Below are 25,308 nucleotides of genomic sequence, written 5' to 3' on the forward strand. Positions count from 1 at the left end.
GATGGCTCTGGGGCTGCTGACACGTCCCGTGGCCGCCGCGGCAGGGCTCGCGGCGGCCGGCCCACGGCTGCTCGTCCGCGGCACCGCACCCGCCGTGGGCGCGGCGGCCGGGGCGGTGGCGGGGACGGCACGGGCCGGCGTACGGGGTGCGGACGGCGCTGCGCAGGCCGTACGGATCGTCCGGGGTGCGCTGCCGGGGGGCCCGCGTCACTGGCGCTACGGCACGCGGGCGCACCTCGCGCTGCGGCCGGACGAGCCGGGCGGGGCGCGACGGGAGGGTGGGACGGAGCAGCTGGCGCGCCGGGTGGCCGCGACGCTGACCGAACGCCCGGACGTGGCGCTCGCGTACTGGGACGGCGGGCTGCGCAGGCTGGTGGTGGTCGCCGTCGAGGAAGCGGTCGGCGACCACGTCGTGGAGGCGGCCACGGAGGTTGCCGCCCGCCACGGCCTGACCTCGACGCACGAGTCGGTGGAGGAGTTCGCCCACCCGGCCGACCCGGCCGGTGTACGGGCCGCCGCGGCGGCGCTCGCGGCCGACGGGCTGGGCATCACCGCGGGCGTGGTCGGCTACGCCCTGCGTCTGCCGCCCACGCCCCGCCAGGTGACCGCGGTGGTGACGCTGCTGCGCGAGAACCCGAGCGTCCGCGCCTGGCTGCGGGCCCGGCTCGGCCGTACCCGTATGGATCTCGCGCTGGCCGTCCTGAACGCGACCGCGCACGGTGCGGGCCGTACCCCGAGCGCCCTGGTGCTCGATGCGGCGCTGCGCGCCTGCCAGCTGGCCGAGACGGTGGCCCGGGTGGCCGCGTTCGAGACCGTGCACGACGAGGTGTGCACGCCGGAGAAGTGCGGTGTGCCCGCGGACCACGGCCCCCGCCCACCGCTGCACACTTCCCCCGCGCAGGAGTACGCCGGACACGCCTCCGCCGGGTCCCTGCTCGGCGCCGTGGCCGCCCTGCTGGTCAAGCACGACGGCTCGGAGGCCGCCGAGGCGGTCCTCGCGGGCTCGCCCAAGGCGGCGCGCTACGGCCCCGCCGCCTTCAACGCCGTGCTGAGCGCCGCGCTGTCCCGGGCGGGCGTCCTGGTGCGCGACACGGAACGCCTGCGCCAGCTGGAGATGGCCGACACGGTCGTGCTGCATCCCAGTGCGCTGCGCACCCCGGACGCGGGAGCGGACGCGTGGGTCGAGCCCGTGCTCGACGCGGCGCGGACCGCGGGGCTGCGGGTGGTGCTGGGGGACGACCCCGCGCTGGCCGACTTCACCGGTCTCGCGGACACCGTGGTGCCCGGCGAGCGGCCCCTGGGTGAAGTGGTGCGCGAGCTGCGCGACGAGGGCCGTACGGTGGTCACGGTCGCCCGGCCGCGGTCGGCCGACGACACGGACGTACTGGCCGGGCTGCTCGGCGGTGACGTGGCCGTCGCCCTGGCCGACCAGGACGGTGCCCTCGTGTGGGGAGCGGACGTGGTGGCCCTGCACGGTCTGACCGACGTATGGCGGCTGCTCACCGCGATCCCGGCGTCCCGCGCGATCGGCGGCAGGTCGCAGACGCTGGCCCGGTCCGGCGCCACCCTCTCGGGGCTGCTGGTGGCCGTCGGCGAGCACCGCAAACGGAGCCGTACGCCGTGGCCCGGCCTGCGGCACACCCCCGTCGACGTGAGCGCGGCGATGGCGCTGTTCTCGGGCGCCCGCGCGGCTCGGCGGGTGGCGGCGGCCGAGGCCCCGCATCCGCGGCCCCGGGTGGCCTGGCACGAACTGGAACCCGAGGACGTACGAGACCGGCTCAAGAGCCTGCCGGACGAGGAGCCGGCCCAGGAGCAGGAGGCCACCGCCCGGCCGGGCGAGGCGGCCGGCGGGCATCCGCTGGCGGCGCCGGTGCGCTGGTCGGTGCAGCTCGCCCGGGCGGTGCGCGGTGAGCTCGACGACCCCCTCACCCCGGTCCTGGCGGTCGGCTCGGCCGCCGAGGCGATCCTCGGCTCGGCCATGGACGCCCTGCTGGTCGTCGGCGCACTGGATCTGAACGCGCTGGTCGGCGGCGTGCAGCGGCTGCGGGCCGAGCAGGCGCTGTCCCGGCTGCTCGCCCAGCAGAAACAGAAGGCACGCGTCGCAGCCCCCGACGAGGAGGCGCCTGCGGACACCGCTGCACGCCCGGACGAGGGCGCGGCTCGTGACGAAGACACAGTCCCGGACACGAGCGCGTCCCCCGACGAAGACGCGCCGAGCGGCCTGCACATCGTCGACGCCGCCGAGCTCAGGGCGGGCCACGTGATCGAGCTCAAGGCGGACGACGTGGTGCCCGCCGACGGCCGGCTGCTGTGGCACGACGGCCTGGAGGTCGACGAGTCCGCGCTGACCGGGGAGTCCCTGCCGGTGGAGAAGCAGACGGATTCGACGCCGCAGGCCACGGTCGCCGAGCGGAGCTGCATGGTCTTCGAAGGCACGACCGTCGTGGCCGGGCACGCCCGAGCCGTCGTCGTGGACACCGGCGACCGCACCGAGGCCGCCCGGGCCGTCCATCTCGCCGCCCGCACGCCCCCGTCCGCGGGAGTGCAGGCCAGGCTCCAGGACCTCACGCGCCGGGCACTGCCGCTGACCATGGCGGGCGGGGCCGCGATGACCGGGCTCGCGCTGCTGCGCGGCACCCCGATCCGCGAAGCGGTCACCGGTGGAGTGGCCGTCGCCGTGGCGGCCGTACCCGAAGGGCTGCCCCTGGTGGCCACCGTGGCGCAGCTCGCGGCGGCCCGGCGGCTGAGCCGGCGCGGTGTCCTGGTGCGCACCCCGCGCACGCTCGAGGCGCTGGGCCGCATGGACACCATCTGCTTCGACAAGACCGGCACCCTCACCGAGAACCGGCTGCGTCTGACGCGGATCTCCGACCGCGACGGCACGGTGCGGGCCACGGACGAGGCGGCCTCCGGGGACACGTTGCGGGCCGCCGCACGCGCCTGCCCGCAGGTCAACGGCGGCTCCGACCGGCCGGTGCACGCCACCGACGAGGCGGTGCTCGACGCGGCCCGCCCCGACCCCGACTGGGCACAGCTCGAGGGCCTCCCGTTCGAGGCCGCGCGCGGGTACGCGGCCGCCGTCGGCCGCGCAGGAGACGGCCCGCGCACGCTCGTCGTCAAGGGCGCCCCGGAAACCGTCCTGCCCGCCTGTGCCGACCTGCCCTCGCAGGCCTCCGACGCGGCGCACGCGCTCGCCCGCGACGGACTGCGGGTCCTCGCGGTGGCCGAGCGGCGCCTCGCCGACGGCGGGAGCAAGACCGGCGTACTCGACGAGCCGCTCGCCGACCTGGAGTTCACCGGCCTGCTGGCCCTCGCGGACGCCCCCCGCGAGACCTCCCCGGCGCTCCTGGGCGGCCTGAACGAGGCGGGCGTACGACCGGTCATGCTCACCGGCGACCATCCGCAGACCGCCCGCGCCATCGCCGCCGACCTCGGCTGGCCCAAGGACACGGCTGTGGTCACCGGCGACGAACTGACCGCCGCGGACCGGTCGGCCCGGGCCCGGATGCTGCGCGACGTGGGCGTCGTGGCCAGGGTCGCGCCCGAGCAGAAGCTCCAGGTCGTCGAGTCCCTGCGGGACGCGGGCCGGGTGGTCGCCATGGTCGGCGACGGCGCCAACGACGCCGCGGCGATCCGTGCCGCCGACGTCGGCGTGGGCATCAGCGCCCGGGGCTCGGCGGCCGCCCGCAACGCCGCCGACCTCGTCCTCACCGAGGACGACCTGTCGGTGCTGATCGAGGCCGTGCGGGAGGGCCGCGCCCTGTGGCACAGCGTCGCCGACGCCATCGCCATCCTGATCGGCGGTAACGCGGGCGAGGTCGGCTTCGGCATCCTCGGCACGCTGCTGTCCGGCCGGGCGCCCCTGTCCACCCGGCAGATGCTCCTGGTCAACCTGTTCACGGACCTGTTCCCGGCGATGGCGGTGGCGGTGACGCCGAACGAGGCGGCGCAGCAGGCGGCGGCCGGGGCGCCGGAGGACACCTCCGAGGTCCTCGGCGGGCCCCTGGTCCAGCAGATCCGCCACCGCGCCCTGACCACGACCCTGGGCGCGCTCGCGGCCTGGCTGTGCGGCCGCTTCACCCCGGGCACCGCCCGCCGCTCCGCCACCATGGCGCTGTGCGGCGTCGTCGGCACCCAGCTCGCCCAGACGCTCCTCGACCGCCGCGACAGCCCGCTGGTCCGGGCCACGTCCGTCGGTTCCGGGATCGCCCTCGTCGCGCTCATCCAGACGCCGGGCGTCAGCAACCTCTTCGGCTGCACCCCCCTGGGCCCGCTCGCCTGGCTCGGCGTCACCGCGTCGATCGCCCTCGCCCTGTCCGCCCAGCGGAGCCTGCCCCACCTGGAGGAAACGGTGCAACGCCTGCTCGGTCATTCCGCGCAAACTCAATAGAAATCCCGGGCCTGTAACACTGCGGCGTCCGCGCAACGCTGACGTAGATGGAAAAGCGATACGTCAGATTGGAATGCAGTGAGCAATATCGACCCGATCCCGGGTTCACCCGTCTATGACCAGCCCCAGGGCCACCCGCACCACCACGAGCGAAGCCGCAGCACCGCCCGGCGGACGGCCCTGGCCATCCACACGATCGCCGACATCGCCGCCGCTTTCCTGGGGCTGTGGATCCTGCTCCACCTGCTCGGAGCCAATGAGGCCAATGTCTTCGTCGAGTTCGTGCACGGCACGGCCGATTGGCTGGCGGGTTGGTCACAGGACATTTTCACCATGGACACAGAAGGGCTGCGCGTTCTCCTCAATTACGGTCTGCCGGCCGCTATCTATTTGCTGGTCGGTCACGGAATCGCCGCAAGGTTGGGGCGCGCATGAATTCAAATGAAAACGACCACCTGCCGGTCTACGACAGTCTTGTGCGCGAACGTGGCGATGTCGTGGAGGAAGCGCGCGTGGTGTCCGAACAGATGCAACACCAGGCACGGCGGGCCCTCGCCGGGCACGAGCCTGTGCCGCCGGAGGCCCGCCGGGCCTGAGCTATGCGGAGGCGTTGTCGGTGGCGCTCGGCAGGCCGTCCGCCTCGGGGACGGCTGAACCCGTCCTCGCCGGAAGGTGGTTGAACAGCAGGTTCAGCACGATCGCCGTCAGGCAGCCCGCGCTGATGCCGCTGTTCATCACCGTCTGGAACCAGTCCGGGAACTTCTCGTAGACCGTGGGCACCCCGACCGGCAGCACGCCGACGGCCACTGACACCGCCACGACCGTGAGGTTGTGGTTGTCCTTGAAATCCACCTGGGACAGGGTCCTCAGGCCGCTCGCGGCCACCGTCCCGAACATCACCAGACCCGCGCCGCCCAGTACCGGAGCCGGTATCGCCGCGACCACCGCGCCCAGCTTGGGCAGCAGACCGAGCAGGACGAGGATGCCGCCCGCGGTGGCCACCACCCAGCGGCTGCGCACCCGGGTCATGCCGACCAGGCCCACGTTCTGCGCGTACGCCGTGTACGGGAAGGTGTTGAACACACCGCCCAGCACGGTCGACAGGCCGTCGGCGCGCAGACCGTCCGCCAGCGAGCGCGGCTCCACCTTGCGCGCGGTCATCTCGCCGACCGCGATCAGGTCACCGGTCGTCTCGGTCATCGTCACCAGCGCCACCACCAGCATCGAGATGATCGCCGACGCCTCGAACGTGGGCGCCCCGAAGTGGAACGGCGTGCTGATGCCCACCCAGTCGGCGTCCCCGACCCCGCCGAAGTCCGTGAACCCGAACGGAACCGCCACCAGCAGACCCACCGCGATGCCGATCAGCACCGCGATCCGGCTCAGGAACACCGGCGCGAACCGCTGCACACCCAGCACCACCGCCAGCACGAACCCGGCGAGCGCCAGGTTCTTCGGCTCCCCGAAGTCCTTCGAACCGACCCCGCCCGCGGCCCAGTTGCCCGCGACCGGCAGCAGCGACACCCCGATGATCAGGATGACGGTGCCGGTGACCAGCGGCGGGAAGAGCCGCAGCAGCTTCCCGAACACCGGCGCGAGCAGCACGATGGCCAGTCCCGCGACGATCACCGAACCGTAGATCGCGGGCAGTCCGCCGCCCGTCGTCCCGATGAGCACCATCGGCGACACGGCCGCGAACGTACAGCCCTGCATGATCGGCAGCCGCACACCGAACCGCCAGAAACCCACGCACTGGATGAGCGTCGCGATGCCGCACACCAGCAGATCGGCGGTGATCAGATACGCCAGATCCGCGGGCGACAGCTTCATCGCCCCGCCCACGATCAGCGGCACCGCCACCGCGCCCGCGTACATCGCGAGCACATGCTGCAGACCGAAGGCGGCCAACTGCCGTGCGGGTGGGACCTCGTCGACGGGATGGACGGGGGCGGGCGTGGCCATGGGCACTCCAGAGCGGCGGCGGAGGGACATCCGAACAGCACGAGACCGTAAGTGACTTGAACAGTTTGTTGATTGCGGGGTTGTTGCCGATGTGTGTCCTGCCCACCCATATGCAGTCGACTCTGCTACGAGGCCTGTTGCGAGCCCGCCGCCCGTGCCGCAGCCAGCAGCGCCTCCCAGTCCGCCAGCTTGACGACGCTGCGCCCGAGCTTGGCCCCGAGCGCCGCCTCGGCCCGCTCGATCGCCTGCCAGCCCGCCCACTGCACCGGCTCGATGCCCTCCGCGCGCAGCAGCGCGAGCGGATCTCCGGGAAGATCCTTGTGTACGAGCACGGAGGCGTCGTCGAGCAGCGACAGCACCGTCTCCTTGGCGCACGGACGGTTGGTGCCGATCACGCCCGTCGGACCGCGCTTGATCCAGCCGGCCACGTACTCGCCCGGCGCCACGACATCGGCACGCAGGACGCGTCCGGCCAGATGCGGCACGGTGCCGCTCGCCGCGTCGAACGGCAGCCCCTCCAGCGGCACTCCGCGATAGCCCACCGAACGCAGCACCAACTGCGCCTCGATGTCCTCGTACTGGCCGGTGCCCATCACCCCGCCCGAGCCGTCGGGCACCGTCCGCTCGAAGCGCACCGCGCCCACGCGCCCGCCGTCCGCGAGCAGTTCCACCGGCCGCAGGAAGAACCGCAGCCGGATGCGGCGCCGCGCGTCCACGGCGGGCCGCTGGGCCCAGCCGCGCAGCACCTCCACGTTGCGGCGCTGGACCGCGGGCAGCGCAGAGGGGTCGCCGTACGCCGGATCAAGCTCCAACTCCGCCGGATCCACCGTGAGTTCGGTGCCCGGCAGACCGCCCAGCTCACGCAGCTCCTTGGTCGTGAAGCGGGCCTGCGACGGGCCGCGCCGGCCCACCATGTGCACCTCGCTCACCCGGCTCGCGGCCAGCGCACCGAGCGCCGCCTGCGGCATGTCGGTCGGGCTCAGCTCGGCCGCCCCGCGGGCCAGCATGCGGGTGACGTCCACCGCGACGTTCCCCACGCCGATGACCACGGCCGACCGGGCGCCCCGTACGAAACCGTCGTCGACGGCATCCGGATGGGCGCTGTACCAGGACACGAACTGCGTCGCCGACCAGCTGCCCGGCAGATCCTCCCCGGGGATCCCGAGGTGGCGGTCGGTGGCGGCCCCCACGCAGTACACCACCGCGTGGTACAGCTCCCGCAACCGCTCGACCGGCACCCCGCCCGGGCCGATCTGGACGCCGCCGAGGAAGCGCACCCGCTCGTGCTCCAGGACCGTACGAAGGTTGTTCTGCAGAGACTTGATCTTCTCGTGGTCCGGCGCCACCCCGTACCGCACCAGGCCGTACGGGCACGGCAAGCGGTCCAGGACGTCGACGAGCACCTCGGAGTCCAGCTGGACGAGGCTCTGGGCGGTGTAGACCCCGCTCGGCCCGGAGCCGACGACGGCGACACGCAACACGGCGGAACTCCTTACGACAGGAGATCGCTGACGGCTCCAGGATCGCACCGCAGGTGCTCCGCTGACAGGGTGCAGGGCGGACGCGGCGTGCGTGTCCGTTCTTATGGAGTGTGATCGGGCGGTTACGTTCCGTGTGTGCTAGAAGCATCCTTTCTTAATCTTTCTGATCGTTTTCCGACGGACGCAACGGTGTCCGTGCGGCTCGCGTGGGAAGTGCAGGAGGCCGAGGGCGCCACGTCGTGGTTCACGGTCGGGCTGGCGTTCACCGACGGTGCCCGGGTCGACGCCCTCGCCGTGGTCTGCAAGGGGTGTGCCTCGCTGGAGGAGGTGCGGGCCCAGCCGGCCCTCTCCCTGGACGACCTCGCGGAACTCGCCGAGTGGATCGAGGAACCGCTCTCCGAAGCCTGCGGCCCCGGGCCGGATCCGGCCACGGAGCACGGTGCGTCCGCGGTCGCGCGGCGGGCCCGGCCGTCCTGGCCCCGCGGCGTCGAGGGCCGTCGGCTCGTCGCCCACAAATACCGCGCGGCCCAGGCGGAGGGCGCCGACCCGGTCCTCGCGGTGATGTGCGCGACGGGGCACAGCCGCCGCAGATCGCTTCGGATGATCTCGGAGGCGCGGGACGCGGGATTCCTGCCACCGCGGCATGTGCGGCACTGACGGGCTCAGTCGCGGCCGGTGGGATCCCCGGTCGCGAAGAACCGTGACAGATCCGCCGGGCGGGTTGCGCCGGATGCCGCCCCGGTCTCCGGCGGGACGCCCATCTCCCAGTCGAGCCGGTAGCGCTTGAACAGCTCGGCCCGCAGAGGCGTGATCGACATCGGCACGTTCGGCAGCACCATCGCGTAGACGGCACCCATCAGCACCGAGCGCAGCATCGGATAGTCCGCGTCGACGTCCTGCGACCCGTGCCCGGCGACGACACCCCGCAGCAGTTCGGCCAGCCGCTGCTGCTCCGGGCACTGCACAAAACCCTCCGCCTGCAGCAGCCCCGCCATGTGCTGGCGCATCAGCACGGGCCGGTCGCGGCCCAGGCCCAGGATCGCGTCGATGGCCCGCGCCAGCCGCTCCCGGCCGTCCGTCGTGCGCGGCTCGCGCTCCAGCGCCTCCTCCAGCGTGCGGTGCATCAGCCGGTGCACCGCGGACTGCACGAGCTGGCGTTTTCCCGGGAAGTAGTACGACACCAGGCCGCGCGCCGAACCGGCTCTGTCCGCGATGTCGCCGAGCGTCGTCGCCTCGTATCCGCGCTCGCCGACCAGCTCGACGGCCGCCTGCAGGAGCCGCTCCCGGGAACGTCTCCGCAACTCTTCATTGACCGAGGCGCTGCGCGGGGACATGCTGTAACTCCTGCGTTGACTGGCTGCCAGCCAACTATACTCAGCACGTCCCCGACCGGCTCCCCGAAGAGCCTGGTCAGGGGCTGCCGTCTGCCCTGGGCGACGCGGGGGATCGTCCAGGGTGGACAGGCCCTGGAGCTCCACCACTCCTAGAGTGGACGGGAGTGCCGAGCCGAGGAGGCCTGGGGAGATGGAACAGGACCAGCGGATCCTGGCCAGGATCACGGAGATGGTCGAGGACGAGCGCAAGCTCCGCGCGTCCGTCGCGTCCGGTGAGATCGACAGCGGGACGGAACACCAGCGGCTCGGCCAGTTGGAGCGCGAGCTCGACCAGTGCTGGGACCTGCTGCGGCAGCGGCGCGCCAAGACGGAGTTCGGGGAGAACCCCGACGAGGCGCAGGTGCGGCCGTCGTCGCAGGTGGAGGGCTATCTGGAGTGACCAGCCGGCGCTGAGGTCAGCCCAGCAGGTCCAGCACCGCACGCAGCCCGTCCGGCCGCTCGGCCACCGGCAGATGCTCCACCAGGTGCACCCGGCACCCGAGTGCCGCCGCACCGCCGTCCGCCCGCGCGTCGTCGCCCACCATCAGAACCTCGCCCGGCTCGACCTCCAGCGCCTCGCAGGCCGTCGCGAACAGCCGCGGGTCGGGCTTTTGGACACCGTGTTCGTACGACAGGACGTACGCGTCGACGTACCGGTCGAGGCCGTGCTCGCGAAAGATCGGGCGCAGGTCCCAGCCGATGTTGCTGACGACGCCGATGCCGATACCGCGCTCGCACAGCGCGTGCAGCACCTCCTCGGCGTCGGGGTACGGGGCCCACGCGGCCGGCGTCCGGTGCCGGTCGTACAGCGCGTCGTGCAACCGCGGGTCGGGAAGCGGTACTTGGCGGGAGAGCCCGGTGTAGGCGGCGCGGTGCAGCTCGGCGCTTTCGTCCCGGATCTTCCACACCTCCGCGAGGTGCTGCGGCAGTTGGGCCGGAAACGCACCGCCCGGCAGCGCCCCCGCCACTTCCAGCGCCTTCGCGGCCTGCGCCAACTCCGGCTCGGGGAGCGCGATCCCGCTCTCGTCCAGCACTGCGCGCAGCCAGGACTCGGTGGACTCGATGCGGAAGAGGGTGCCGGAGAAGTCGAAGAGAACGGAGAGCATTGATCAAGGGTAGCGTGCGGCGCGACGCGCATGAGGCGGGTGATGGATTACCGCTTGGGTTCGGAAATTCGGGTCCCGTAACAGTTGCAGCGGACCGGAAACGATGAATGCTCCAGCAGGTGATTCCTCTTGCACGGCGGGAGTGCACTGGCTTCGGCGGCCGCACGGGCCGTCGAACCCGACGGGGGATGTGATTCACCATGCCGAAAGCGAAACCTCAGGCGCGACGTGGCCGCCTGACGGCTCGTGCGATCTCGGTGGCGATGATTGTTTTTCTCGCGGTAATCGGGGGATCCGCGATCTCGCAGGCAGCCGAAACGTCCGCCCCACCTGGCGCGGCGCATGACACCGTCATCGCTCAGGAAAAGAGTGCGGAAGATTGGGTGCACGAAGCCGAAGATTTCATTTCTCGGCTCGTTCATGATTTCGCAGAAACTGTCAAACCGAGCGTGAGCGTCCATTTCGCCGTGACGATCGGGATCGCACTGGCCGGCTCCCACCTCGCGCTCAAGTTCGTTTTCAGGTCCCGCCGCACCTCTCGCAACAGCACCCGCAACAGCATTCGCAATGACTACCGCGACTACCGGAGGTGAGCCCGGGCAGACCCGGACAACCTCGACGGCCCGCCGGTGAAACCGGCGGGCCGTCGACGTGTCACGGGCCGACTCCCGCCCCCGTCCGTCCGTGAGCCGCCCGCCACTCGTACGTGCCCACCGCCACCGCCACCACCAGCGCCCCGATCAGCCAGCCCCCCACCACGTCCGACGCCCAGTGCACGCCCAGCCACACCCGCGTCAGACCGACCCCGACCACCGACACCACGGCCACCACCAGCGCCGTACGCCACAGGACGCGGCCCACACCGTGGCGGCGCAGGAGCCAGAGCAGGAGGCCGCAGACGACCGTGGCGGTCAGGGCGTGGCCCGAGGGGAAGGCCGCGTAGCGGGCCGAGTCGACGGGGTCGGGCCAGACGGGGCGCGGCCGGTCGACGGCGGCCTTCAGGGACTGCTGCAGCACGGTCCCCCAGGCACAGGCGCCCGCCAGCCACAGCGCCGTCCACCACGCCGCGTAGCGCCACACCAGCCACACCACGGCCGCCGCGCATGCCAGGCGCATCGTCCAGGGGTCCCAGACCCAGTCCGTCAGGATGCGGAAGGTGTGGGTGAGGCCGGGTTCGTCGACGGCCCAGCGGTGAGTGGTGCGGGCGATGTCCCCGTCGGCGTTGATCAGGGGATGCCACCTGACCGCGACCAGGACGAGAAGGACGGTTGAGCACACGGCCAGGACGGCCGCGGCGCGGACAGCGGTGCGGTGGGCCGGCGGACGGGGCGGTGACTCGACGGGCAGGTTGTGCATGAAGTGATCCTCGCCGACGGGCGGGGCGCGAGGCCAATGCGGGAGACCTGTGCCTCTTCCCGGGGGCTCGTCCCCGCGCGGGCCCCGCCTAGCCCAGTGCCCGCAATCCCGGCACGAACGCCACCAGCAGCGGCACCACCGGCACCAGCGTGGCCGTCGCGGTGAGCCCCAGGCGGCGGGCCGCCGTGAGGCGGTTGGGCGGGGTGAGCAGGCGGTGCACCCGCTGCGGGACGTGGGCCTGCGGGGTGGGGGAGGGGCCGAACACGCCGCGGTCCTCGTTGAGTTCGACGAGGGCGAGCGCGGTCGTCAGACGGCCGTGGCGGCGGGAGGCCGTGTCGTCGGCGGCGAGCTCGACCAGGCGGTGCATCTCGGCGCGGAACGCGGCGAACACCGGCACCTGCGGAAACCCGCCGGCCAGCGCGGCCGAGCAGTGCAGCAGCCAGTCGTGCCGGGCCTGGGCGTGCCCCTGTTCGTGCGCGAGTACGGCATCCAGCTGTCGGCCCTTGAGGCGGCGCAACGCGGCGGTGGTGACGACGAGTTGCGGCGCGGCACCCGGCAGCCACCAGGCGTCGGACCGCTCGCCCTCCAGCACCACCAGCCGTCCGTTCGCGGGCTCCTCCCCGGGCAACAGCGGCGCCTGCACGAGAAGTTCGGCCCGGTGCAGGCGACGGCGGGCACGTGTCCGTACGACCTCCCGGACCAGCATCGCGACGCTCCACAGACCGGCGCAGGCAAGGGCCACCGCGGTGGTCGCCGCCCAGGGGCCCGCGCGCAGCGCGTAGGCGTCCACGACGGCGTGCGGCGCCGCGGCGAACACATGGCCGCGCACCGCCTGCCAGGCCGCCGCCGCGCTGAGCGTCATCGACAGCGCACAGCACAGGAGCACGGCGGCCACCACGCACTGCCACACCCACAGCGCGACCACCGGTTCACGGTCCGGCCAGTCGGCCCGGGCGAGCAGCCTGGGGGCGACGACGGCGGTCAGCGCGCCGAGCAGCAGCAGTGCCGCGGGGACCATCATGGCGATCACCCTATGAGCGACGCGCCCTTCGCAACACGGCCTGTCTCGGCAAAGTGACGCAAGCAACGGATGCGGGCGACGGCCGTCAGAGCGCGATCAGCATCGCCACCATCGCGATCCCCATCGACAGCCGGCACGCCCGCGCCAGTTCCGGCCGGTCGCTCCACCCCACCGCACCGCCACCCGCGGCGACGGGTATCAGCCGGACCCCGGACAGCAGCACGTAGCCCATGAAGTAGAGCAGCAACACCCCGGTCAGCAACGGGACTCCGGACGCACTCCCGTGCCCGCCACGGTGTCCGGAGGAGGTGGCCATCACGACCGCCATGTACACCATGGCCGCGGCACCGACCAGGTGGTGCAGATGATGTGCGCTCGTCCGCGCCGCCCACAGCGCCCGCAGCGCGGCGGTGCCGAACACGACCGCGTACAGCGGCCAGGCCCACGACGGCGGGCTGACCACCGCCGCCGGCACGGCCATCGCCGCCATGCCGAAGCCCATCAGCGCCTCGCCGCCCGCGGACCGGCGCTGCTCCTCGACGGTGCTGCGCATCCGCAGCAGACAGTAGGCCCCGGTCGCCGCACACAGCGCGACCAGCAGCCAGCCGGGCGAAGCCGGTCCGTGCACGCGCACCTCCCCGCTGGACGGTCTCGACAGTCCGTGGATGCCCGGGGGACGCGGTGCGCACGCGAGCGCAAGGGTGTACACGGGGAGCACTCGACGGAGCACAGCAGGTGAGCGTGGCGCCCGAAGATTCTTTACGAGTAAAACACCTGCTAAGCTGATTTCCATGAGCAGTGCGCCCTCCACCTCCGCCGCCCCGCGCGTCCACCGCCTCCCCCTGGCCGGCGTGCTCCGCCTGGGCCGGCCCTCGGACATCTGGTTCAAGCCCGCCCTGAGCGTGCTCGCCTCGGTCGCCCCGCCCAACCTGACGCTGCTCGCCCTCGGCCGGCTCGACCTGGCGATGTACACGATGGCCGGGTCGCTGTGCGCCCTGTACGCCCACAACCGTCCCTACGCCGCCCGGGCCCGCGCCCTGGCCTGGGTGGTGCTCGGCATGGTCGGCGGGCTCGCCGTCGCGCTGGTCGCCGCCTCGCTCACCGCCGACGCCGTCGTGCTGGTCACCGTCGGCGCCCTGCTGGCCGCGCTGCAGAAGGCGCTGTGCGACGCGACCCGTATCGGCCCGCCCGGCAATGTGGTCCTCACCTTCATCAGCTCCGCCTCCCTCTTCGCCCCGCAGACCCTGGGTCAGGTCCCCGGCCACCTCGCGCCGGCCCTCGCGGCGGGCGGCTGGGCCTGGCTCGTCGGCATGGCGCCCGGCCTGCTGCGCCCGCACGGCCCGGAGCGCCGGGCCACCGCGGGCGCCCTGAAGGCCGCCGCCGCGTACGCCGCCGCGCACCCCACCGGTGACGGCCCCCCGCGCTCCCGCGCCGCCGCGGCCGCCGCCGTCCAGGCCGCATGGCAGGCACTCCTGGCCACCGCAGCCCGGTCCGCCCGCACCCGGCGCGCCCTCGAGCACCTCCTCGTCCGTGCCGAGGTCGCCCTCGCCGCCCCCGCCGACTCCGACCCCGAGCAGCTGCGCGCCTGGGCGCGCGAACTGAGCGGCACCGGCCCCGTCCCCGAGCTCCACGACCCGCGCGACGGCGACGAACTCCTCGGCGTCGACGCCGAACTCGCCGCCCCCGCCCGCCTGTTTTGGACCAGGCTCGGCCCGCTCGCCCCGATCGCCGTCCGCACCGCCCTGGGCTGCGCCCTCGCCGGCTACGCGTCCCTCGCCCTCGGTGTCGGCCGCCCCTACTGGGCCCTGGTCACCGCCGCCTCCCTCTACCAGGCCAACATCCGCCTCACCTGGAGCCGGGGCGTCCAGCGCGTCGTCGGCAACCTGGTCGGCGTCCTGCTCTTCGCCGCCGTTGTCCCGCTCGCCCACCTCGGCCCGGCGGCCCTCGTGCTCGTCTGCCTCGCCTTCAACTTCGGCGCCGAGGCGCTGATCAGCCGCAACTACTGGCTCGGCAGCGTCTGTGTGACCCCGATGGCGCTGCTCATCACCGAGTTCACCCGGTTCCAGGAGCCCGGCCGGCTGATCACCGAGCGGGTTGTCGACACCGTCGTCGGCGCCCTGGTCGGCTTCCTGGCCGCCGTCGCCGTCACCAACCGCCGCGCCGGCGACCGGGTCGAGGACGCGCTGGCCGCCGTCGAGCACTGCCGCGAGCGCACCGCCCGCCTCCTGTCGCAGCCCGCCGCCGCGCCCGCCGCCCTCGAGGCCGCCCGGCGCTCCCTCGCCACCGCGCTGACCGACCTGCGCACCGCCGTGGACGCCGCCTCCGGCGAGTGGTGGCAGCGCGCCCTGCCCCAGGAGCGGGTCGTGCGCGCCGAGCAGGCCGGACACCGTACGCTCGCGGCGACGGTACGGCGGCAGGGGCTGCACCGGAGGGCGACAACGGAGGGCGTACGGCCATGACGGCACCGAACGGACGGCAGGCGGGCGCGACCAGGGGCGACGACACCGTCTCCGCGGTCGTCCGGCAGTGGCAGGCCGTCCACCCCGACCTCGACACCGGGCCCATGGAGATCATCGGCCGCATCAACCGCTGCGCCGCCCTCCTGCAGCAGGCCGAGGACGCCCCGCTGCGCCGGGCGGGCCTCAGCCGCCCCGAGTTCGACCTGCTCGGCGCGCTGCGCCGCACCGGCCACGAGCTGACCCCCAGCGAACTGGCCCGCGAGACCTTCTCCTCCGGCGCCGCCGTCACCAAACGCCTCAAGCAGCTGACCGAGCGCGGCCTGGTGGAGCGCCGCGGCGACACCCGCGACCGCCGGGTCGCCCACGTCCGCCTCACGGACGCCGGCCGCGCCCTGGTCGACGGCATCCTGCCCGAGCAGCTCGCCCACGAGACCGCCGTACTGTCCGTGCTGAACCCGCAGGGGCAGGGTGAACTGGCCGGACTCCTCGGTGAGTTGCTCGGCCGGCTGGAAGGCCGCCTGGGTGCCGTCCGGGTCTGAACGACCGCTGTCGGAACTTTCGGAAGCCACCCCACCGTTGACGTGATCGACGCTTCTCCCTACGTTCGTCAGGCCGGTTCGGATCATCGACCGGCGTACGACATGCCGAACGAAAGAGGGATGCCGTGACAGCCGAGAGGCTCACTGTCGACCTGGGCGCGGAGACGGGCCCCTTCCACGGCGGCGCGAGCGGCACGCTCTACGGCCTGTACGGCGACGGCGTGCCCAGCCGCGCCGTCGTCGAGGGCATGTACGTCCGCACGGTCACCACCAAGGCCCAGGACGGCATCCAGCACCCCGGCGCCGACGCCCTGGAGGTCCTGCCGCCCTTCGTCGCGGCCGGCGGCAGGGACGTGTACGTCTACCTCACCGACATCCACCGCGGCTTCCCCTACGAGTGGCCGGGCGCCACCGGCGAGGAACGGCTCGCGACGTACCTGGGCAGCGTCCGCCACCAGGTCGAGCAGGCGCAGAAGCTGGGCGCGCTCAGGTCCCACATCGTGTGGGTGCCGTTCAACGAGCCCGAGGGCAACATGTTCGGCACGGGCGAGTGGAGCTACGACGGCGTCTCCTGGCACACCGAACCGGGCCCCTACTTCGCGGCCTGGCAGCAGGCGTACCGCCTGATCCGGCAGATCGACCCGGAGGCGCGCATCGCCGGACCCAACACCTGCGTGCTGTACCCGGAGGTGCGCGGCTTCCTGGAGTTCGCGCGCGATCACGACGTGCTCCCGGACGTGATCACCTGGCACGAGCTGTCCTCGCCCGACGAGGTCCGCACGAATGTCGCCAAGTACCGTGCGCTGGAGCGGGAGTTGGGCATCGGCCCGCTGCCCGTCAACCTCAACGAGTACGCGCACAACTACCACCTGTCCGTCCCCGGGCAGATGATCCAGTGGATCGCCGCGATCGAGGAGTCCAAGGTCGACGCCGACCTGGCGTACTGGAACATCGCCGGGAACCTCAACGACTCGGCGGTGGAGGCGAACAGGGGCAACGGCCAGTGGTGGCTGTTCAACGCCTACGGGCAGCTGTCCGGGAACACCGTCGAGGTCAGGGCACCGCACCCCAACGTGCAGTACACCCTGCAGGGCGTCGCCGCGCTCGACCGGGACAAGCGGCAGGCGCGGGTGCTGTTCGGCGGCGGGAGCGGCGCCGCGGACCTCGTCGTCGAGGGCGTCGACGCGGACCTCTTCGGCACGACGGTCCACGTACGGCTCCAGGAGATCCCCTGGACCGGCCAAGTCGGCGCCAGTGGCCAGCCGTTGCGGCTGCGGGACACCGAACTGCCCGTCGTGGACGGCCGGGTGAGCCTGCCCCTGACCGGCCTCGACGAGATGTCCGCCTACCAGCTGACCCTCGCACCCGGCGGCCACGGCGCCACGCTGCTGCCGCCGTCGGTGAGTTGGCGAGGAACGTACGAGGCCGAGGACGCCACCTACACGGGCAGCGGCTACTCGAAGAACGGTCCCGAAGGGTCCCCGTCCGACGTCGACAAGTTCGCCACCTCCGGCGGCCACCACGTGGGCGGCCTGCGCACCGGTTCCGACGGCGTGCTCGCCTTCGACGTCGAGGTCCCGCAGGAGGGGACGTACGACATCCGGGTCTTCGCCAACTCCCACAACCTCGCCGACGCGGTGCGCGAGCAGGGCCCCACCAACGTCTTCCTGCGCGTCGACGGCGAAGACGCGCGCGAACTGCGGCTGCCCCTCGGCTACAAGTGGGCGGTGTGGGGCCACACCGACACCGAGGCCGCGCTGACCGCCGGCCCGCACCGCATCACGCTCGCCGCGCAGGACCCCGACCTCGGCGTGACCAAGGGCGACGCGGTCGTCGACAAGCTGGACCTCGTCCTGCGTGACGGCGAGCGGACGGCCGTGTACGACGCCGAGTATGCGGCGCTCGGCGGCGGCGCCCGGACCAGCTACGCCCACCTCGGCGCCTCCGGCCCCGGCGCGGCCGTCCTCCCGCAGGGCGGCACCGTCACCTTCTGGGTGCACGCCGCCGACGACGGCGAGGCCACCGTCACGGTCGACCTGCTCGGCCCCGGGGAGGGCCGACTGACCGTCAACGGCGAGGAACTCGGGCGCGTCCAGCGCGGCGCCGTCCCGCTGTTCCTGGCCGGGGGGATCAACAAGGTGACGGTGACCGGGACTTCGGAACGCCTGGTCGTGGACCGGCTGCGCGTCGCCCCCTCCGGCGGACTGCTGCCCGCACGGTCGTCCGCCGCAGCGGAGGGCACCCTGACCGGCACCGCGAAGGTGACCGCATACCCGTACGCGACCGGCGGCAAAGCGGTCGACGGCATCGGCGCGGGCCCCGCCAACACGCTCACCCTCACCGTGACCGCCGCGCGAGCCGGACGCCACGCGCTCACCGTCCGTTACTCCAACGGCGAGCAGGCCCCCGCCACCCACTACAACCCCGACCCGGTCTGCCGCCACGCCGACATCTCCGTCAACGGAGCCGCCCCGCACCGCGTCCTGTTCCCCACCACCTTCCACTTCAACAACTTCTGGAACCTCTCCGTCCCGGTCACCCTGACCGAGGGCCCCAACACGCTCACCTTCACCGCCGACGAACTCCCCGACTTCGACGGCCACACCACGAACGGCTACGGCCAGCGGTCGGCGTACGCCCCGGTCGTCGACCGGGTCACGGTGACGCCGCTTGCCTGACCAGCCACTGCTCAGCCTTCCGCACCGGCCGGATGCACCCCGAAGACCGCCCCCTGCGGATCCCGCAGCACCGCGATCCGTGGCCCGTCCGGCACCGAGGTCGGCTCCATGAGGACGGTGCCGCCCGCCTCCGTCGCAGCGGCCGCGGTCGCGTCCACGTCCGCCGCCGCGAAGTACGGCAGCCAGTGCGGCGGCACCTCGGGCGGGAAGTTCTCGTCCATGCGCACCATGCCGCCGAAGTCCTCACCGTCGAGGCCCCACTACGTGTAGTGCTCCGAGGCGCTGACGCAGCCGAACACCGTCGTTTGAAGTTCTCCCCTCCCTTCGCAAGCTCAGGAAGGGGATTCCCGCCTACATTGCTGCGGTGGGTTTGACGGTCTTACCCGCCCTGCGACCGCGCCTTCCGGCGGCCGGGACCTCCACGACGACGTGGCCGATCCGGTACAGGTGCAAGATATTCCGGGCCGCGTTCCAGTCGGCGTTCGCCGTCCAGCCGCAGTCAGGGTTCTTGCATACGAACAGTTCTTGACTCGCTCGGCTACCGGGGACGGTGAAGCCGCAGGCGGAGCAGCGCTGGGAGGTGTAGGGGGCGGGGACCTTGACGAGCCGGCCGCCGCAGCGGTCGGTCTTGTACGTCAGCATCGTCACGGTCCGCCCCCACGCCTCCTGCGCGATCGCACGGTTCAGCCCGGCCTTCGCGGCGGCCCCGTTGTGCAGGAACGCTCCCGCGTTGTCGGGGTCGGGCCTGGGCGCGGGGGCCTTGGTCATGCCGAGGATGTTGAGCCGTTCCACCACGATCACGCCGTACGTTTGGGCGAGGTAGGTGGTGGTCTTGTGCTGCCAGTCTTCGGCTCGTCGCTTGGCTTTCGCTCGGAGCGCCCGGATCTGGTCGTACACGGCACGCAGGCGATTGCTGGTGCGCTCGCCCTTCTTGCGGTGCTGCTTGAGCCTGGCGGCCTTGTGCTCCAGGCGAAGCAGCCTGGCCTTCTCGTCGGCGTTCAGCCACTTGTCCCGGTCGGAGGTTCCGCCGGGGGTCCAGGTGGCACGTCCGTGGTCCTGGTGGTCGCCGTTGGAGAGGGCGAGGGGGATGCTGACCCCGGCGTCGATGCCGACCTCCGGCCCCTGGTGCGGCCCGGGGGCGCGTTCGATGGTCTGGACGCGGAAGGCGATGTGCCAGCCGAGCGCGTCCTTGACGAGGCGGGCGCCGGTGATCCGGTTCTCCTGGTTCGCCCGCTTGCCGACCGGGAGGTCCTTGGTCCAGCGGAAGCGGACCCGGCCGACCTTGGGAATGTTGACCATGCCCCACCGGCGGTGCACGCGGACGATGTTCAGGTCCCGGCCCTGCGGAATGTCCACGGACATCGGCGCGCGGAAGCGGCCCTTGTAGGTGGGCTCCTGTGCCCGTCCCTCCCAGCAGTTCACCCACGCCCGGTGGTACGTCTTCAAGACGGCCTGCGCGGCCTGGGCGGGAAGGACGGCGAGGTAATCGAGATCCTTGCGGGCCTGCCGTATCGCAGCGTCCGCGCCCGCCAGGGTGCGCTTGCCCTTGGGCATCATCTGCCACCAGGAGTGCAGGCAGTTCCACAGGGTGCGGGCCGCGTGCGCCTGGTCGTCCATGACCCGGATCTCGGCTGGGCTCAGTGCCAGTCGGGCACGGTGCCCGAACTGCCGCCTCACCACGCCGAATTCACCCACAGTGATCAACATACTGCACGTGGTTGATGTCGCCGCGCTGGAATCCGAATCCCGACGTCAGAACCGGTCGTCACGCCGTCTACCACCTCCACATCCACTCGGTGTTCATCACCAAGACCCGGCGGGCGGCGTTCACCGGCGAGATGCCGACGCGCTGCGAAGAGATCACGCGGGTGGTCTATGCGGACTTCGAGGCCGACCTGAAGCAGTTCAACGGCGAACAGGACCACGTGCACCTGCTCGTGCACTACCCGCCGAAAGTCCAGCTCTCCAAGCTGGTCAACTCCCTCGAGGGCGTATCCGCTCGCCGGCTGCGCAAGGAGTACGACGCGCACGTGCGCCGGTACCTGTGGGGCGGCCACTTCTGGTCCGGCTCCTACTTCGCCGGAAGCTGCGGCGGGGCGCCCCTGACCGTCGTACAGCAGTCCATCAAGCAGCAGCAGCGCCCCGTGAGCTGAGGCTGACACTGCGGACCCGTGCCCATGGCGCCGGTCAGAGCAGTCTTGAGATGGCCTTCACCATCCGGCCTGAAGGCCGGAGCACTGGCCAAGATCAAAGGTAGAACCGCTTGGCCGCCTCCAGATCACCGGTCCCGAGCTCGGTCCAGCAGGGCCCGCCGGTCACCGGCTTGTCGAGCTTCATGGTGTTCCTTCCGAGCAGGTGCTTCGGCGCCCCCTCCAGCACGCTATGCCCGGGCCCGGCGCCGGGCCATCCGGCCCTCCGGCCAAACCCCTCGCGCCCGGCGCCACGGCCGACGTACGCTCACCCCTGTACCGCACCGCATGGCGGCCTCCGCTCCACCACCACACCCCGGAGGACCCGCATGTCCGCGCTCACGGTGCGCCCCTTCCGCCGCGACGACCGCGACCAGCTCACCGACCTGATCAACGCGCACGTCGCCGCCGTCGTCCCCGGCGTCTCCGTCTCGGTCAACACCGTCCTGAGCGACCTGGAGCGACAGCCCGGCGAGTTCATCACCGACCCATGGGTCGCCGAGCGCGTCACGCTCGTCGCCGAGCAGCGCCGCTACGTCGTGGCAGCCGCCCATCTGCTGCGCTACCGCTCCGGCGCCGAGGTCGGCGAGACCTGTCGGGACGCCGGTGAGATCGACTGGTTCGTCTGCCATCCGCCGGCGTCCTTCTGGCCGGACGCCGAGCAGGCCGCCGACCAGCTGATGGCCGCGTGCCTGGCCCAGTTCGCCCGCTGGAACGTACGCGTCCGGTACGCCGACGGCGCCGTACCGGCCCCGGTCGTCTACGGTCTGCCCCGGAACTGGCCGCACATCCGGGCCGTCTACGAACGCGCCGGCTTCCGCCACACCGGCGACACGGAGGTCATCCTGATCGCGCGGGTGTCCGACCTGCCGGCCCCCGAACCCCACCCGGGCTTGACGTTCGAGCGGACGCTGGGGGAGTGCGGCACCCGCTTCACGGCGTACGTCGACGCACACGCCGTCGGCTTCATAGAGATCGACACGACCCTGGCCCGCCCCGAACGCCAGGCGCGCACCGCGGGCCTGGCCGACATCGGCAACCTGCACATCGACCCGGCCTCCCACGACAGGGGCCTGGAGCACCGGCTCCTGGCCCACGCCACCGCCTGGCTCCACCTCGCCGACGTGAACCGGCTCTTCGCCTACGAGCAGGCCGACGACAAGCCGGCCATCGACCTCCTGCGCACCGCAGGCTTCCAGGAACTGACCCGCACGGACCGCCGCTGGGAACACCGCGCGCGCTGAGCCCGGATACGGATCAGATCCCCGGCCGGTACCGGATCGGATGATCCGCGGGCACCTCCACCAGCACGATCCGGGTCCCGTCCGGATCGGCGATCCACATCTCGATCAGCCCCCACGGCTCCTTCACCGGCGACCGCACGATCTCGACGCCCTTGCCGAGCAACTCGTCGTGCGCCGCGGCGACGTCCTCCACCTGCAGCCACAGCTGCACGGCGGGGGACGGCGGAGCCTCGGACCGACCCGACACCTCCAGGAACCCGCCGCCGAGGAAGTACACGGTGCCGCGCTGCGGCCCCGTACCGAACTCGCGATAGACGGCGAGCCCCAACTGCTCGCCGTAGAAACGACGCGACCGCTCGGGATCGGTGGGGTGGAGAAGCGTCCGGCTGCCGAGAACGTGCACCATGCAGCGAAGACTAGTGGCAGGGTTACGCTCGACTCTGCCCGAGCCGCGCCCGAGATTCGGAGATCCGCTCCATGGACACCGCCGCCACCGCCGCACTGACCTTCCGTGATGCCACCGATGCCGACGTGGACGTCCTGGTCGCGTTGATCGAGTCGGCCTACCGCGGGGACTCCAGCCGGACCGGGTGGACCACCGAGGCGGACATCCTGGAAGGGCAGCGCACCGACCCGGAGGGAGTGCTCGCCGTCATCAAGTCGCCGGACAGCCGGCTGCTGACGGTCGAGCGGGACGGTGTCGTCGTCGCCTGCTGCCAGCTCGAACACCGCGGCACGCACGCCTACTTCGGGATGTTCGCAGTCAGCCCCGCGCAGCAGGGCGGCGGCCTCGGCAAGGTCATCATCGCCGAGGCGGAGCGCACGGCGCGCGAGACCTGGGGCGCCACGGAGATGCACATGACCGTGATCTCCGTACGCAACGACCTCATCGCCTGGTACGAGCGCCGCGGCTACCGCCGTACGGGACAGATGACCCCGTTCCCGTACGGCGACGAGCGCTTCGGCGTCCCGCAGCGCGACGACCTGCAGTTCGAGCTGCTGGTCAAGCAGCTGGCGTGACGTTCATGCCGTGAAGCGGCCGGTGCGCTTGATCTCCGGGTAGTCGGTGGTCGCGCCGTCCAGCTGCAGGGCCCGTACGAGACGCAGGTGGTCCTGGGTGTTGACGACCCAGCCGATGATCCTCAGGTCCGCCTTGCGGGCCAGTTCCACGACCTCCAGCGTGAGGCGGCGGATGTTGAGACAGAGGGTCTTGGCGCCGGCCTCGACGGCACGGTCCACGATGTCGGTGCCGTAGCGGCTGCCGATCAGCGCGGTGCGTACGCCCGGCACCAGGCGGGCGATCTCGGCGATCGCCTCGTCGTGGAAGGAGGACACCTCCACCCGCGCGACCAGGTCCCGGTTCAGCATGACCTCGGCCAGCGCCCGCGCCGCCGCCACGTCCTTGATCTCGGCCTGCAGCGGCGCCCGTACCGCCTCCAGGACCTCCTCGAAGACCGGGACGCGTTCCCCGAGCCCGGCGTCCAGGGCGCGGATCTCGGCGAGGGTCTTCTCGGCGATCGGGCCGGTGCCGTCGGTCGTGCGGTCCACGTCGGTGTCGTGCATGACGACGAGGGCGCCGTCCTTGCTCAGGTGCAGATCGAGTTCGATCAGGTCGAGGCCGGCCTGTTGGGCGGCGACGAAGGAACGGAGGGTGTTCTCGGGTTCGGTACCCATGACTCCGCGATGACCGATGGTAAGGAAGTTCAAGGTTCAACTCGCTTCCGTCGACGGCGGCTCGGCTCCACGCGCGACCGGAGCGGACGGCCGTGCGGGCAGATCCGCAGCCTAACGGCCCCGACCCGTGATGTACCCGCGCGTACACGGGGGATTGGCGTGGCACCAGGGGCGGACCTGGCCCGTACCGGCGGGGGCGGTCACCCTGGCGTGGGCGAGTCCTGCGGGCATTGACCGGTGGCCGGTTTCGGCGGCCCGGACCCGGGGTAGCCGCGCGATACCCATATGCCTGCCGGATCGGTTTCCGGCAGGAAAAAGTTCGGTGACCATCGGAATACGCAGGATAATCTCCCGATGATCCTCTTGCTGGGAGGAAGCTCGTATGTATACGGTCTCCTGACGCGAGCTTCTCCTGTGAAGGATGGGACATGACGGAAATTCTTGTGCAGTCGGCTTCGGGGGAGCAGGTTCCTCCCGCGACCAGGGTGGTGGACCACCCGGCGTGGGCCGTGCTCAAGGATGCCGTGGAGCAGATCCGGCCATGGCAGTCCAAGGACGGATCGATCGACCTCGAGGCCGAGGGTGCGCCCCGTCGCACCGACGCCGAGGCCGCCGTACGGCGTGTCATGGACGCCGTGGAGGAACTGTCCCCGCTGCTTCCGCATGACCGCGCCTACCACGAGGCCCTGGTCAAGGACCTGGACCGCTGGGCCGTCGACGGCTTCCAGGTGCCCGACTTCCTCGACTCGCTGCTGGCCTTCCAGCCCGCCGCGAACCGTGCGGACGGCCTGCAGCACCTGGTCGTCTTCGCGATGTACACGCAGAACGGCAATCCGGACCGCAACCTCGAGGCGGTCGTGCTGCACATGGTGTGGCCGGACTGGCTGGCCGAGCTGGAGCGCACCCGCTACGACAACCCGCTGTTCTGCGGCATCAAGTTCGAGGACTTCACCTCCGGCTACGACACCAACTCCGCCGTCCTCTTCCCCGAGACCATCGCCGTGCGCGAGGCGCCGGAACGTTTCTCCTGGGGTGGCATCTTCTGCGACCGCGAGGCCGCCCGCTTCCGCCGGGTCACCGACGCCGCCGTCGGCATCCTGGGCCTGGAGCTGCCCGAGGACATCGCCGCGATGGTCCACGACCAGAAGCGCTGCGAGGAGGCCTTCGTCCTGTGGGACATGGTCCACGACCGCACCCACAGCCACGGCGACCTGCCCTTCGACCCCTTCATGATCAAGCAGCGGCAGCCGTTCTGGATGTACGGCCTGGAGGAGCTGCGCTGCGACCTCACCGCCTTCAAGGAGGCCGTGAAGCTGGAGGCCGACGGCGTCCCGCAGGCCCGTGACGTGCAGTACGCGGTGCTGTTCGACCGGATGTTCCGCTTCCCGGTCACCGGCGAGCGCGTGCGCAACTACGACGGCCTCGGCGGCCAGCTGCTCTTCGCCTACCTGCACAAGCACGACGTCATCCGCTGGACGGACAACAAGCTGTTCATCGACTGGCAGCGCGCACCGCAGGTGACGAACCAGCTGTGCGCCGAGATCGAGGAGCTCTACCGGGCGGGCATCGACCGGCCGAAGCTCGTCCACTGGTTCGCCGCGTACGACCTGGTGTCGCAGTACCTCGCCCCGCACCCCGGCTCCCGCTGGGCCAAGGGCCCCGACGCCCTCGACCTGAGCCGGCCGCCGCGAAAGCTCGTCGACGACGTGCTTCCTGACGAGTTTCCGCTGAGCATGTTCTATGAGGCCCTCTCCAAGAAGCTGAAGAACGTGATCGCCTCCACCAGGGGCATCACGGCGGAGAGCGCCGAGCGGGTGGCCGCGTGAGCGACCGCAT

General features: G+C 72.0%; 23 protein-coding genes and 2 pseudogenes. 13 read left to right on the top strand and 12 right to left on the bottom strand.

Annotation, left to right across the window (positions count from 1 at the left end):
• The first annotated feature begins 1 nt into the window (after position 1).
• The 3 genes from ABZ880_RS18170 to ABZ880_RS18180 all read left to right on the top strand — a co-directional run bounded on the left by ABZ880_RS18170 (position 2) and on the right by ABZ880_RS18180 (position 4,986).
• Positions 2 to 4,390, top strand: a complete 4,389-nt coding sequence (locus ABZ880_RS18170) for a cation-translocating P-type ATPase (RefSeq protein ID WP_361263377.1) — start codon at positions 2 to 4, stop codon at positions 4,388 to 4,390.
• 78 nt (positions 4,391 to 4,468) lie between these two features.
• The gene (locus tag ABZ880_RS18175) at positions 4,469 to 4,825 is read left to right on the top strand and encodes a hypothetical protein (protein ID WP_361263380.1); all 357 of its coding nucleotides are present in this window, start codon (positions 4,469 to 4,471) and stop codon (positions 4,823 to 4,825) included.
• The gene (locus ABZ880_RS18180; protein ID WP_361263383.1) at positions 4,822 to 4,986 is read left to right on the top strand and encodes a hypothetical protein; all 165 of its coding nucleotides are present in this window, start codon (positions 4,822 to 4,824) and stop codon (positions 4,984 to 4,986) included. Before ABZ880_RS18175 ends, ABZ880_RS18180 begins: the two co-directional genes overlap by 4 nt.
• Position 4,987: 1 nt before the next feature.
• Here ABZ880_RS18180 and ABZ880_RS18185 read toward each other — a convergent pair whose 3' ends face one another.
• Together ABZ880_RS18185 and ABZ880_RS18190 are read right to left on the bottom strand one after the other, a co-directional pair.
• Positions 4,988 to 6,352, bottom strand: coding sequence for a nucleobase:cation symporter-2 family protein (locus ABZ880_RS18185; protein ID WP_361263385.1), 1,365 nt, complete (start codon positions 6,350 to 6,352; stop codon positions 4,988 to 4,990).
• A gap of 125 nt (positions 6,353 to 6,477) precedes the next feature.
• Positions 6,478 to 7,833: an FAD-dependent oxidoreductase gene (locus ABZ880_RS18190; protein ID WP_361263388.1), complete on the bottom strand. Its 1,356-nt coding sequence runs from the start codon at positions 7,831 to 7,833 to the stop codon at positions 6,478 to 6,480.
• Between the two features lie 189 nt (positions 7,834 to 8,022).
• Here ABZ880_RS18190 and ABZ880_RS18195 point away from each other — a divergent pair, with 189 nt between their 5' ends.
• Complete coding sequence (locus tag ABZ880_RS18195; RefSeq protein WP_361263391.1) at positions 8,023 to 8,490, top strand: DUF6214 family protein; 468 nt, start codon at positions 8,023 to 8,025, stop codon at positions 8,488 to 8,490.
• A 5-nt stretch (positions 8,491 to 8,495) separates the two neighbouring features.
• Here the strand turns inward: ABZ880_RS18195 and ABZ880_RS18200 are convergent, their stop codons facing one another.
• On the bottom strand, positions 8,496 to 9,167 hold the full coding sequence (locus tag ABZ880_RS18200; protein WP_361263394.1) for a helix-turn-helix domain-containing protein: 672 nt from the start codon (positions 9,165 to 9,167) through the stop codon (positions 8,496 to 8,498).
• 190 nt (positions 9,168 to 9,357) lie between these two features.
• Here ABZ880_RS18200 and ABZ880_RS18205 point away from each other — a divergent pair, with 190 nt between their 5' ends.
• Entirely contained in the window at positions 9,358 to 9,606 is a 249-nt protein-coding gene (locus ABZ880_RS18205) for a DUF2630 family protein (protein ID WP_361263396.1), read from the top strand.
• Positions 9,607 to 9,622: 16 nt separating this feature from the next.
• Here ABZ880_RS18205 and ABZ880_RS18210 read toward each other — a convergent pair whose 3' ends face one another.
• The gene (locus tag ABZ880_RS18210; RefSeq protein ID WP_361263399.1) at positions 9,623 to 10,312 is read right to left on the bottom strand and encodes an HAD-IA family hydrolase; all 690 of its coding nucleotides are present in this window, start codon (positions 10,310 to 10,312) and stop codon (positions 9,623 to 9,625) included.
• Between the two features lie 200 nt (positions 10,313 to 10,512).
• Between ABZ880_RS18210 and ABZ880_RS18215 the strand changes: the two genes are divergently transcribed.
• The gene (locus ABZ880_RS18215) at positions 10,513 to 10,905 is read left to right on the top strand and encodes a hypothetical protein (protein ID WP_361263402.1); all 393 of its coding nucleotides are present in this window, start codon (positions 10,513 to 10,515) and stop codon (positions 10,903 to 10,905) included.
• 61 nt (positions 10,906 to 10,966) lie between these two features.
• Here the strand turns inward: ABZ880_RS18215 and ABZ880_RS18220 are convergent, their stop codons facing one another.
• The 3 genes from ABZ880_RS18220 to ABZ880_RS18230 form a co-directional block, all read right to left on the bottom strand.
• Positions 10,967 to 11,668: a phosphatase PAP2 family protein gene (locus tag ABZ880_RS18220; protein ID WP_361263405.1), complete on the bottom strand. Its 702-nt coding sequence runs from the start codon at positions 11,666 to 11,668 to the stop codon at positions 10,967 to 10,969.
• Positions 11,669 to 11,756: 88 nt separating this feature from the next.
• Positions 11,757 to 12,689 carry a M56 family metallopeptidase gene (locus ABZ880_RS18225; RefSeq protein WP_361263408.1) on the bottom strand — a complete coding sequence of 311 codons (933 nt, stop codon included), beginning with the start codon at positions 12,687 to 12,689 and terminating at the stop codon, positions 11,757 to 11,759.
• 85 nt (positions 12,690 to 12,774) lie between these two features.
• Positions 12,775 to 13,317: a DUF5134 domain-containing protein gene (locus ABZ880_RS18230; protein ID WP_361263411.1), complete on the bottom strand. Its 543-nt coding sequence runs from the start codon at positions 13,315 to 13,317 to the stop codon at positions 12,775 to 12,777.
• A gap of 163 nt (positions 13,318 to 13,480) precedes the next feature.
• Between ABZ880_RS18230 and ABZ880_RS18235 the strand changes: the two genes are divergently transcribed.
• From ABZ880_RS18235 to ABZ880_RS18245, 3 genes are all read left to right on the top strand, one after another.
• A complete protein-coding gene (locus tag ABZ880_RS18235; RefSeq protein WP_361263414.1) occupies positions 13,481 to 15,148 on the top strand; it encodes an FUSC family protein in 1,668 nt (555 codons plus the stop codon).
• Positions 15,145 to 15,687, top strand: a complete 543-nt coding sequence (locus tag ABZ880_RS18240; RefSeq protein ID WP_361263416.1) for a MarR family transcriptional regulator — start codon at positions 15,145 to 15,147, stop codon at positions 15,685 to 15,687. The genes ABZ880_RS18235 and ABZ880_RS18240 overlap by 4 nt, the downstream gene beginning before the upstream one ends.
• Before the next feature lie 125 nt (positions 15,688 to 15,812).
• Positions 15,813 to 18,365, top strand: a complete 2,553-nt coding sequence (locus ABZ880_RS18245) for a cellulosome protein (protein ID WP_361263419.1) — start codon at positions 15,813 to 15,815, stop codon at positions 18,363 to 18,365.
• 11 nt (positions 18,366 to 18,376) lie between these two features.
• On the opposite strand, the pseudogene ABZ880_RS18250 reads toward ABZ880_RS18245, so the two are convergent.
• Together ABZ880_RS18250 and ABZ880_RS18255 are read right to left on the bottom strand one after the other, a co-directional pair.
• Positions 18,377 to 18,670, bottom strand: a pseudogene (locus tag ABZ880_RS18250) (VOC family protein); the annotation flags it as partial.
• 46 nt (positions 18,671 to 18,716) lie between these two features.
• Positions 18,717 to 20,060 (bottom strand): transposase, encoded by a 1,344-nt coding sequence (locus ABZ880_RS18255; protein WP_361263422.1) that lies wholly within the window; start codon positions 20,058 to 20,060, stop codon positions 18,717 to 18,719.
• A 26-nt stretch (positions 20,061 to 20,086) separates the two neighbouring features.
• Between ABZ880_RS18255 and tnpA the strand changes: the two genes are divergently transcribed.
• Positions 20,087 to 20,518, top strand: coding sequence for an IS200/IS605 family transposase (gene tnpA / locus ABZ880_RS18260; RefSeq protein WP_361263425.1), 432 nt, complete (start codon positions 20,087 to 20,089; stop codon positions 20,516 to 20,518).
• Between the two features lie 100 nt (positions 20,519 to 20,618).
• Here the strand turns inward: tnpA and ABZ880_RS18265 are convergent.
• Positions 20,619 to 20,702: pseudogene (locus ABZ880_RS18265) on the bottom strand (VOC family protein); the annotation flags it as partial.
• A gap of 181 nt (positions 20,703 to 20,883) precedes the next feature.
• On the opposite strand from ABZ880_RS18265, the gene ABZ880_RS18270 reads away from it, so the two are divergent.
• On the top strand, positions 20,884 to 21,798 hold the full coding sequence (locus ABZ880_RS18270; RefSeq protein ID WP_361263428.1) for a GNAT family N-acetyltransferase: 915 nt from the start codon (positions 20,884 to 20,886) through the stop codon (positions 21,796 to 21,798).
• Positions 21,799 to 21,811: 13 nt separating this feature from the next.
• Here ABZ880_RS18270 and ABZ880_RS18275 read toward each other — a convergent pair whose 3' ends face one another.
• Positions 21,812 to 22,204: a VOC family protein gene (locus ABZ880_RS18275; RefSeq protein WP_361263431.1), complete on the bottom strand. Its 393-nt coding sequence runs from the start codon at positions 22,202 to 22,204 to the stop codon at positions 21,812 to 21,814.
• Positions 22,205 to 22,275: 71 nt separating this feature from the next.
• On the opposite strand from ABZ880_RS18275, the gene ABZ880_RS18280 reads away from it, so the two are divergent.
• Positions 22,276 to 22,818, top strand: a complete 543-nt coding sequence (locus ABZ880_RS18280; protein WP_361263433.1) for a GNAT family N-acetyltransferase — start codon at positions 22,276 to 22,278, stop codon at positions 22,816 to 22,818.
• A 3-nt stretch (positions 22,819 to 22,821) separates the two neighbouring features.
• Here the strand turns inward: ABZ880_RS18280 and ABZ880_RS18285 are convergent, their stop codons facing one another.
• On the bottom strand, positions 22,822 to 23,505 hold the full coding sequence (locus ABZ880_RS18285) for a glycerophosphodiester phosphodiesterase family protein (protein WP_361263436.1): 684 nt from the start codon (positions 23,503 to 23,505) through the stop codon (positions 22,822 to 22,824).
• Positions 23,506 to 23,900: 395 nt separating this feature from the next.
• Here ABZ880_RS18285 and ABZ880_RS18290 point away from each other — a divergent pair, with 395 nt between their 5' ends.
• A complete protein-coding gene (locus ABZ880_RS18290) occupies positions 23,901 to 25,298 on the top strand; it encodes a DUF6421 family protein (protein ID WP_361263439.1) in 1,398 nt (465 codons plus the stop codon).
• Positions 25,299 to 25,308 lie beyond the last annotated feature (10 nt).

It is taken from the genome of Streptomyces sp. NPDC047043 (assembly GCF_040644055.1).
Classification (GTDB): Bacteria; Actinomycetota; Actinomycetes; order Streptomycetales; family Streptomycetaceae; genus Streptomyces.

Excerpts from the sequence above, each read along its gene's own strand:
- ABZ880_RS18170 (WP_361263377.1), top strand. The coding sequence starts at position 2 with ATGGCTCTGGGGCTGCTGACACGTCCCGTGGCCGCCGCGGCAGGGCTC.
- ABZ880_RS18180 (WP_361263383.1), top strand. The coding sequence starts at position 4,822 with ATGAATTCAAATGAAAACGACCACCTGCCGGTCTACGACAGTCTTGTG.
- ABZ880_RS18185 (WP_361263385.1), bottom strand. The coding sequence starts at position 6,352 with ATGGCCACGCCCGCCCCCGTCCATCCCGTCGACGAGGTCCCACCCGCA.
- ABZ880_RS18200 (WP_361263394.1), bottom strand. The coding sequence starts at position 9,167 with ATGTCCCCGCGCAGCGCCTCGGTCAATGAAGAGTTGCGGAGACGTTCC.
- ABZ880_RS18205 (WP_361263396.1), top strand. The coding sequence starts at position 9,358 with ATGGAACAGGACCAGCGGATCCTGGCCAGGATCACGGAGATGGTCGAG.
- ABZ880_RS18210 (WP_361263399.1), bottom strand. The coding sequence starts at position 10,312 with ATGCTCTCCGTTCTCTTCGACTTCTCCGGCACCCTCTTCCGCATCGAG.
- ABZ880_RS18215 (WP_361263402.1), top strand. The coding sequence starts at position 10,513 with ATGCCGAAAGCGAAACCTCAGGCGCGACGTGGCCGCCTGACGGCTCGT.
- ABZ880_RS18220 (WP_361263405.1), bottom strand. The coding sequence starts at position 11,668 with ATGCACAACCTGCCCGTCGAGTCACCGCCCCGTCCGCCGGCCCACCGC.
- ABZ880_RS18225 (WP_361263408.1), bottom strand. The coding sequence starts at position 12,689 with ATGATGGTCCCCGCGGCACTGCTGCTGCTCGGCGCGCTGACCGCCGTC.
- ABZ880_RS18235 (WP_361263414.1), top strand. The coding sequence starts at position 13,481 with ATGAGCAGTGCGCCCTCCACCTCCGCCGCCCCGCGCGTCCACCGCCTC.
- ABZ880_RS18240 (WP_361263416.1), top strand. The coding sequence starts at position 15,145 with ATGACGGCACCGAACGGACGGCAGGCGGGCGCGACCAGGGGCGACGAC.
- tnpA (WP_361263425.1), top strand. The coding sequence starts at position 20,087 with ATGTCGCCGCGCTGGAATCCGAATCCCGACGTCAGAACCGGTCGTCAC.
- ABZ880_RS18270 (WP_361263428.1), top strand. The coding sequence starts at position 20,884 with ATGTCCGCGCTCACGGTGCGCCCCTTCCGCCGCGACGACCGCGACCAG.
- ABZ880_RS18275 (WP_361263431.1), bottom strand. The coding sequence starts at position 22,204 with ATGGTGCACGTTCTCGGCAGCCGGACGCTTCTCCACCCCACCGATCCC.
- ABZ880_RS18280 (WP_361263433.1), top strand. The coding sequence starts at position 22,276 with ATGGACACCGCCGCCACCGCCGCACTGACCTTCCGTGATGCCACCGAT.
- ABZ880_RS18290 (WP_361263439.1), top strand. The coding sequence starts at position 23,901 with ATGACGGAAATTCTTGTGCAGTCGGCTTCGGGGGAGCAGGTTCCTCCC.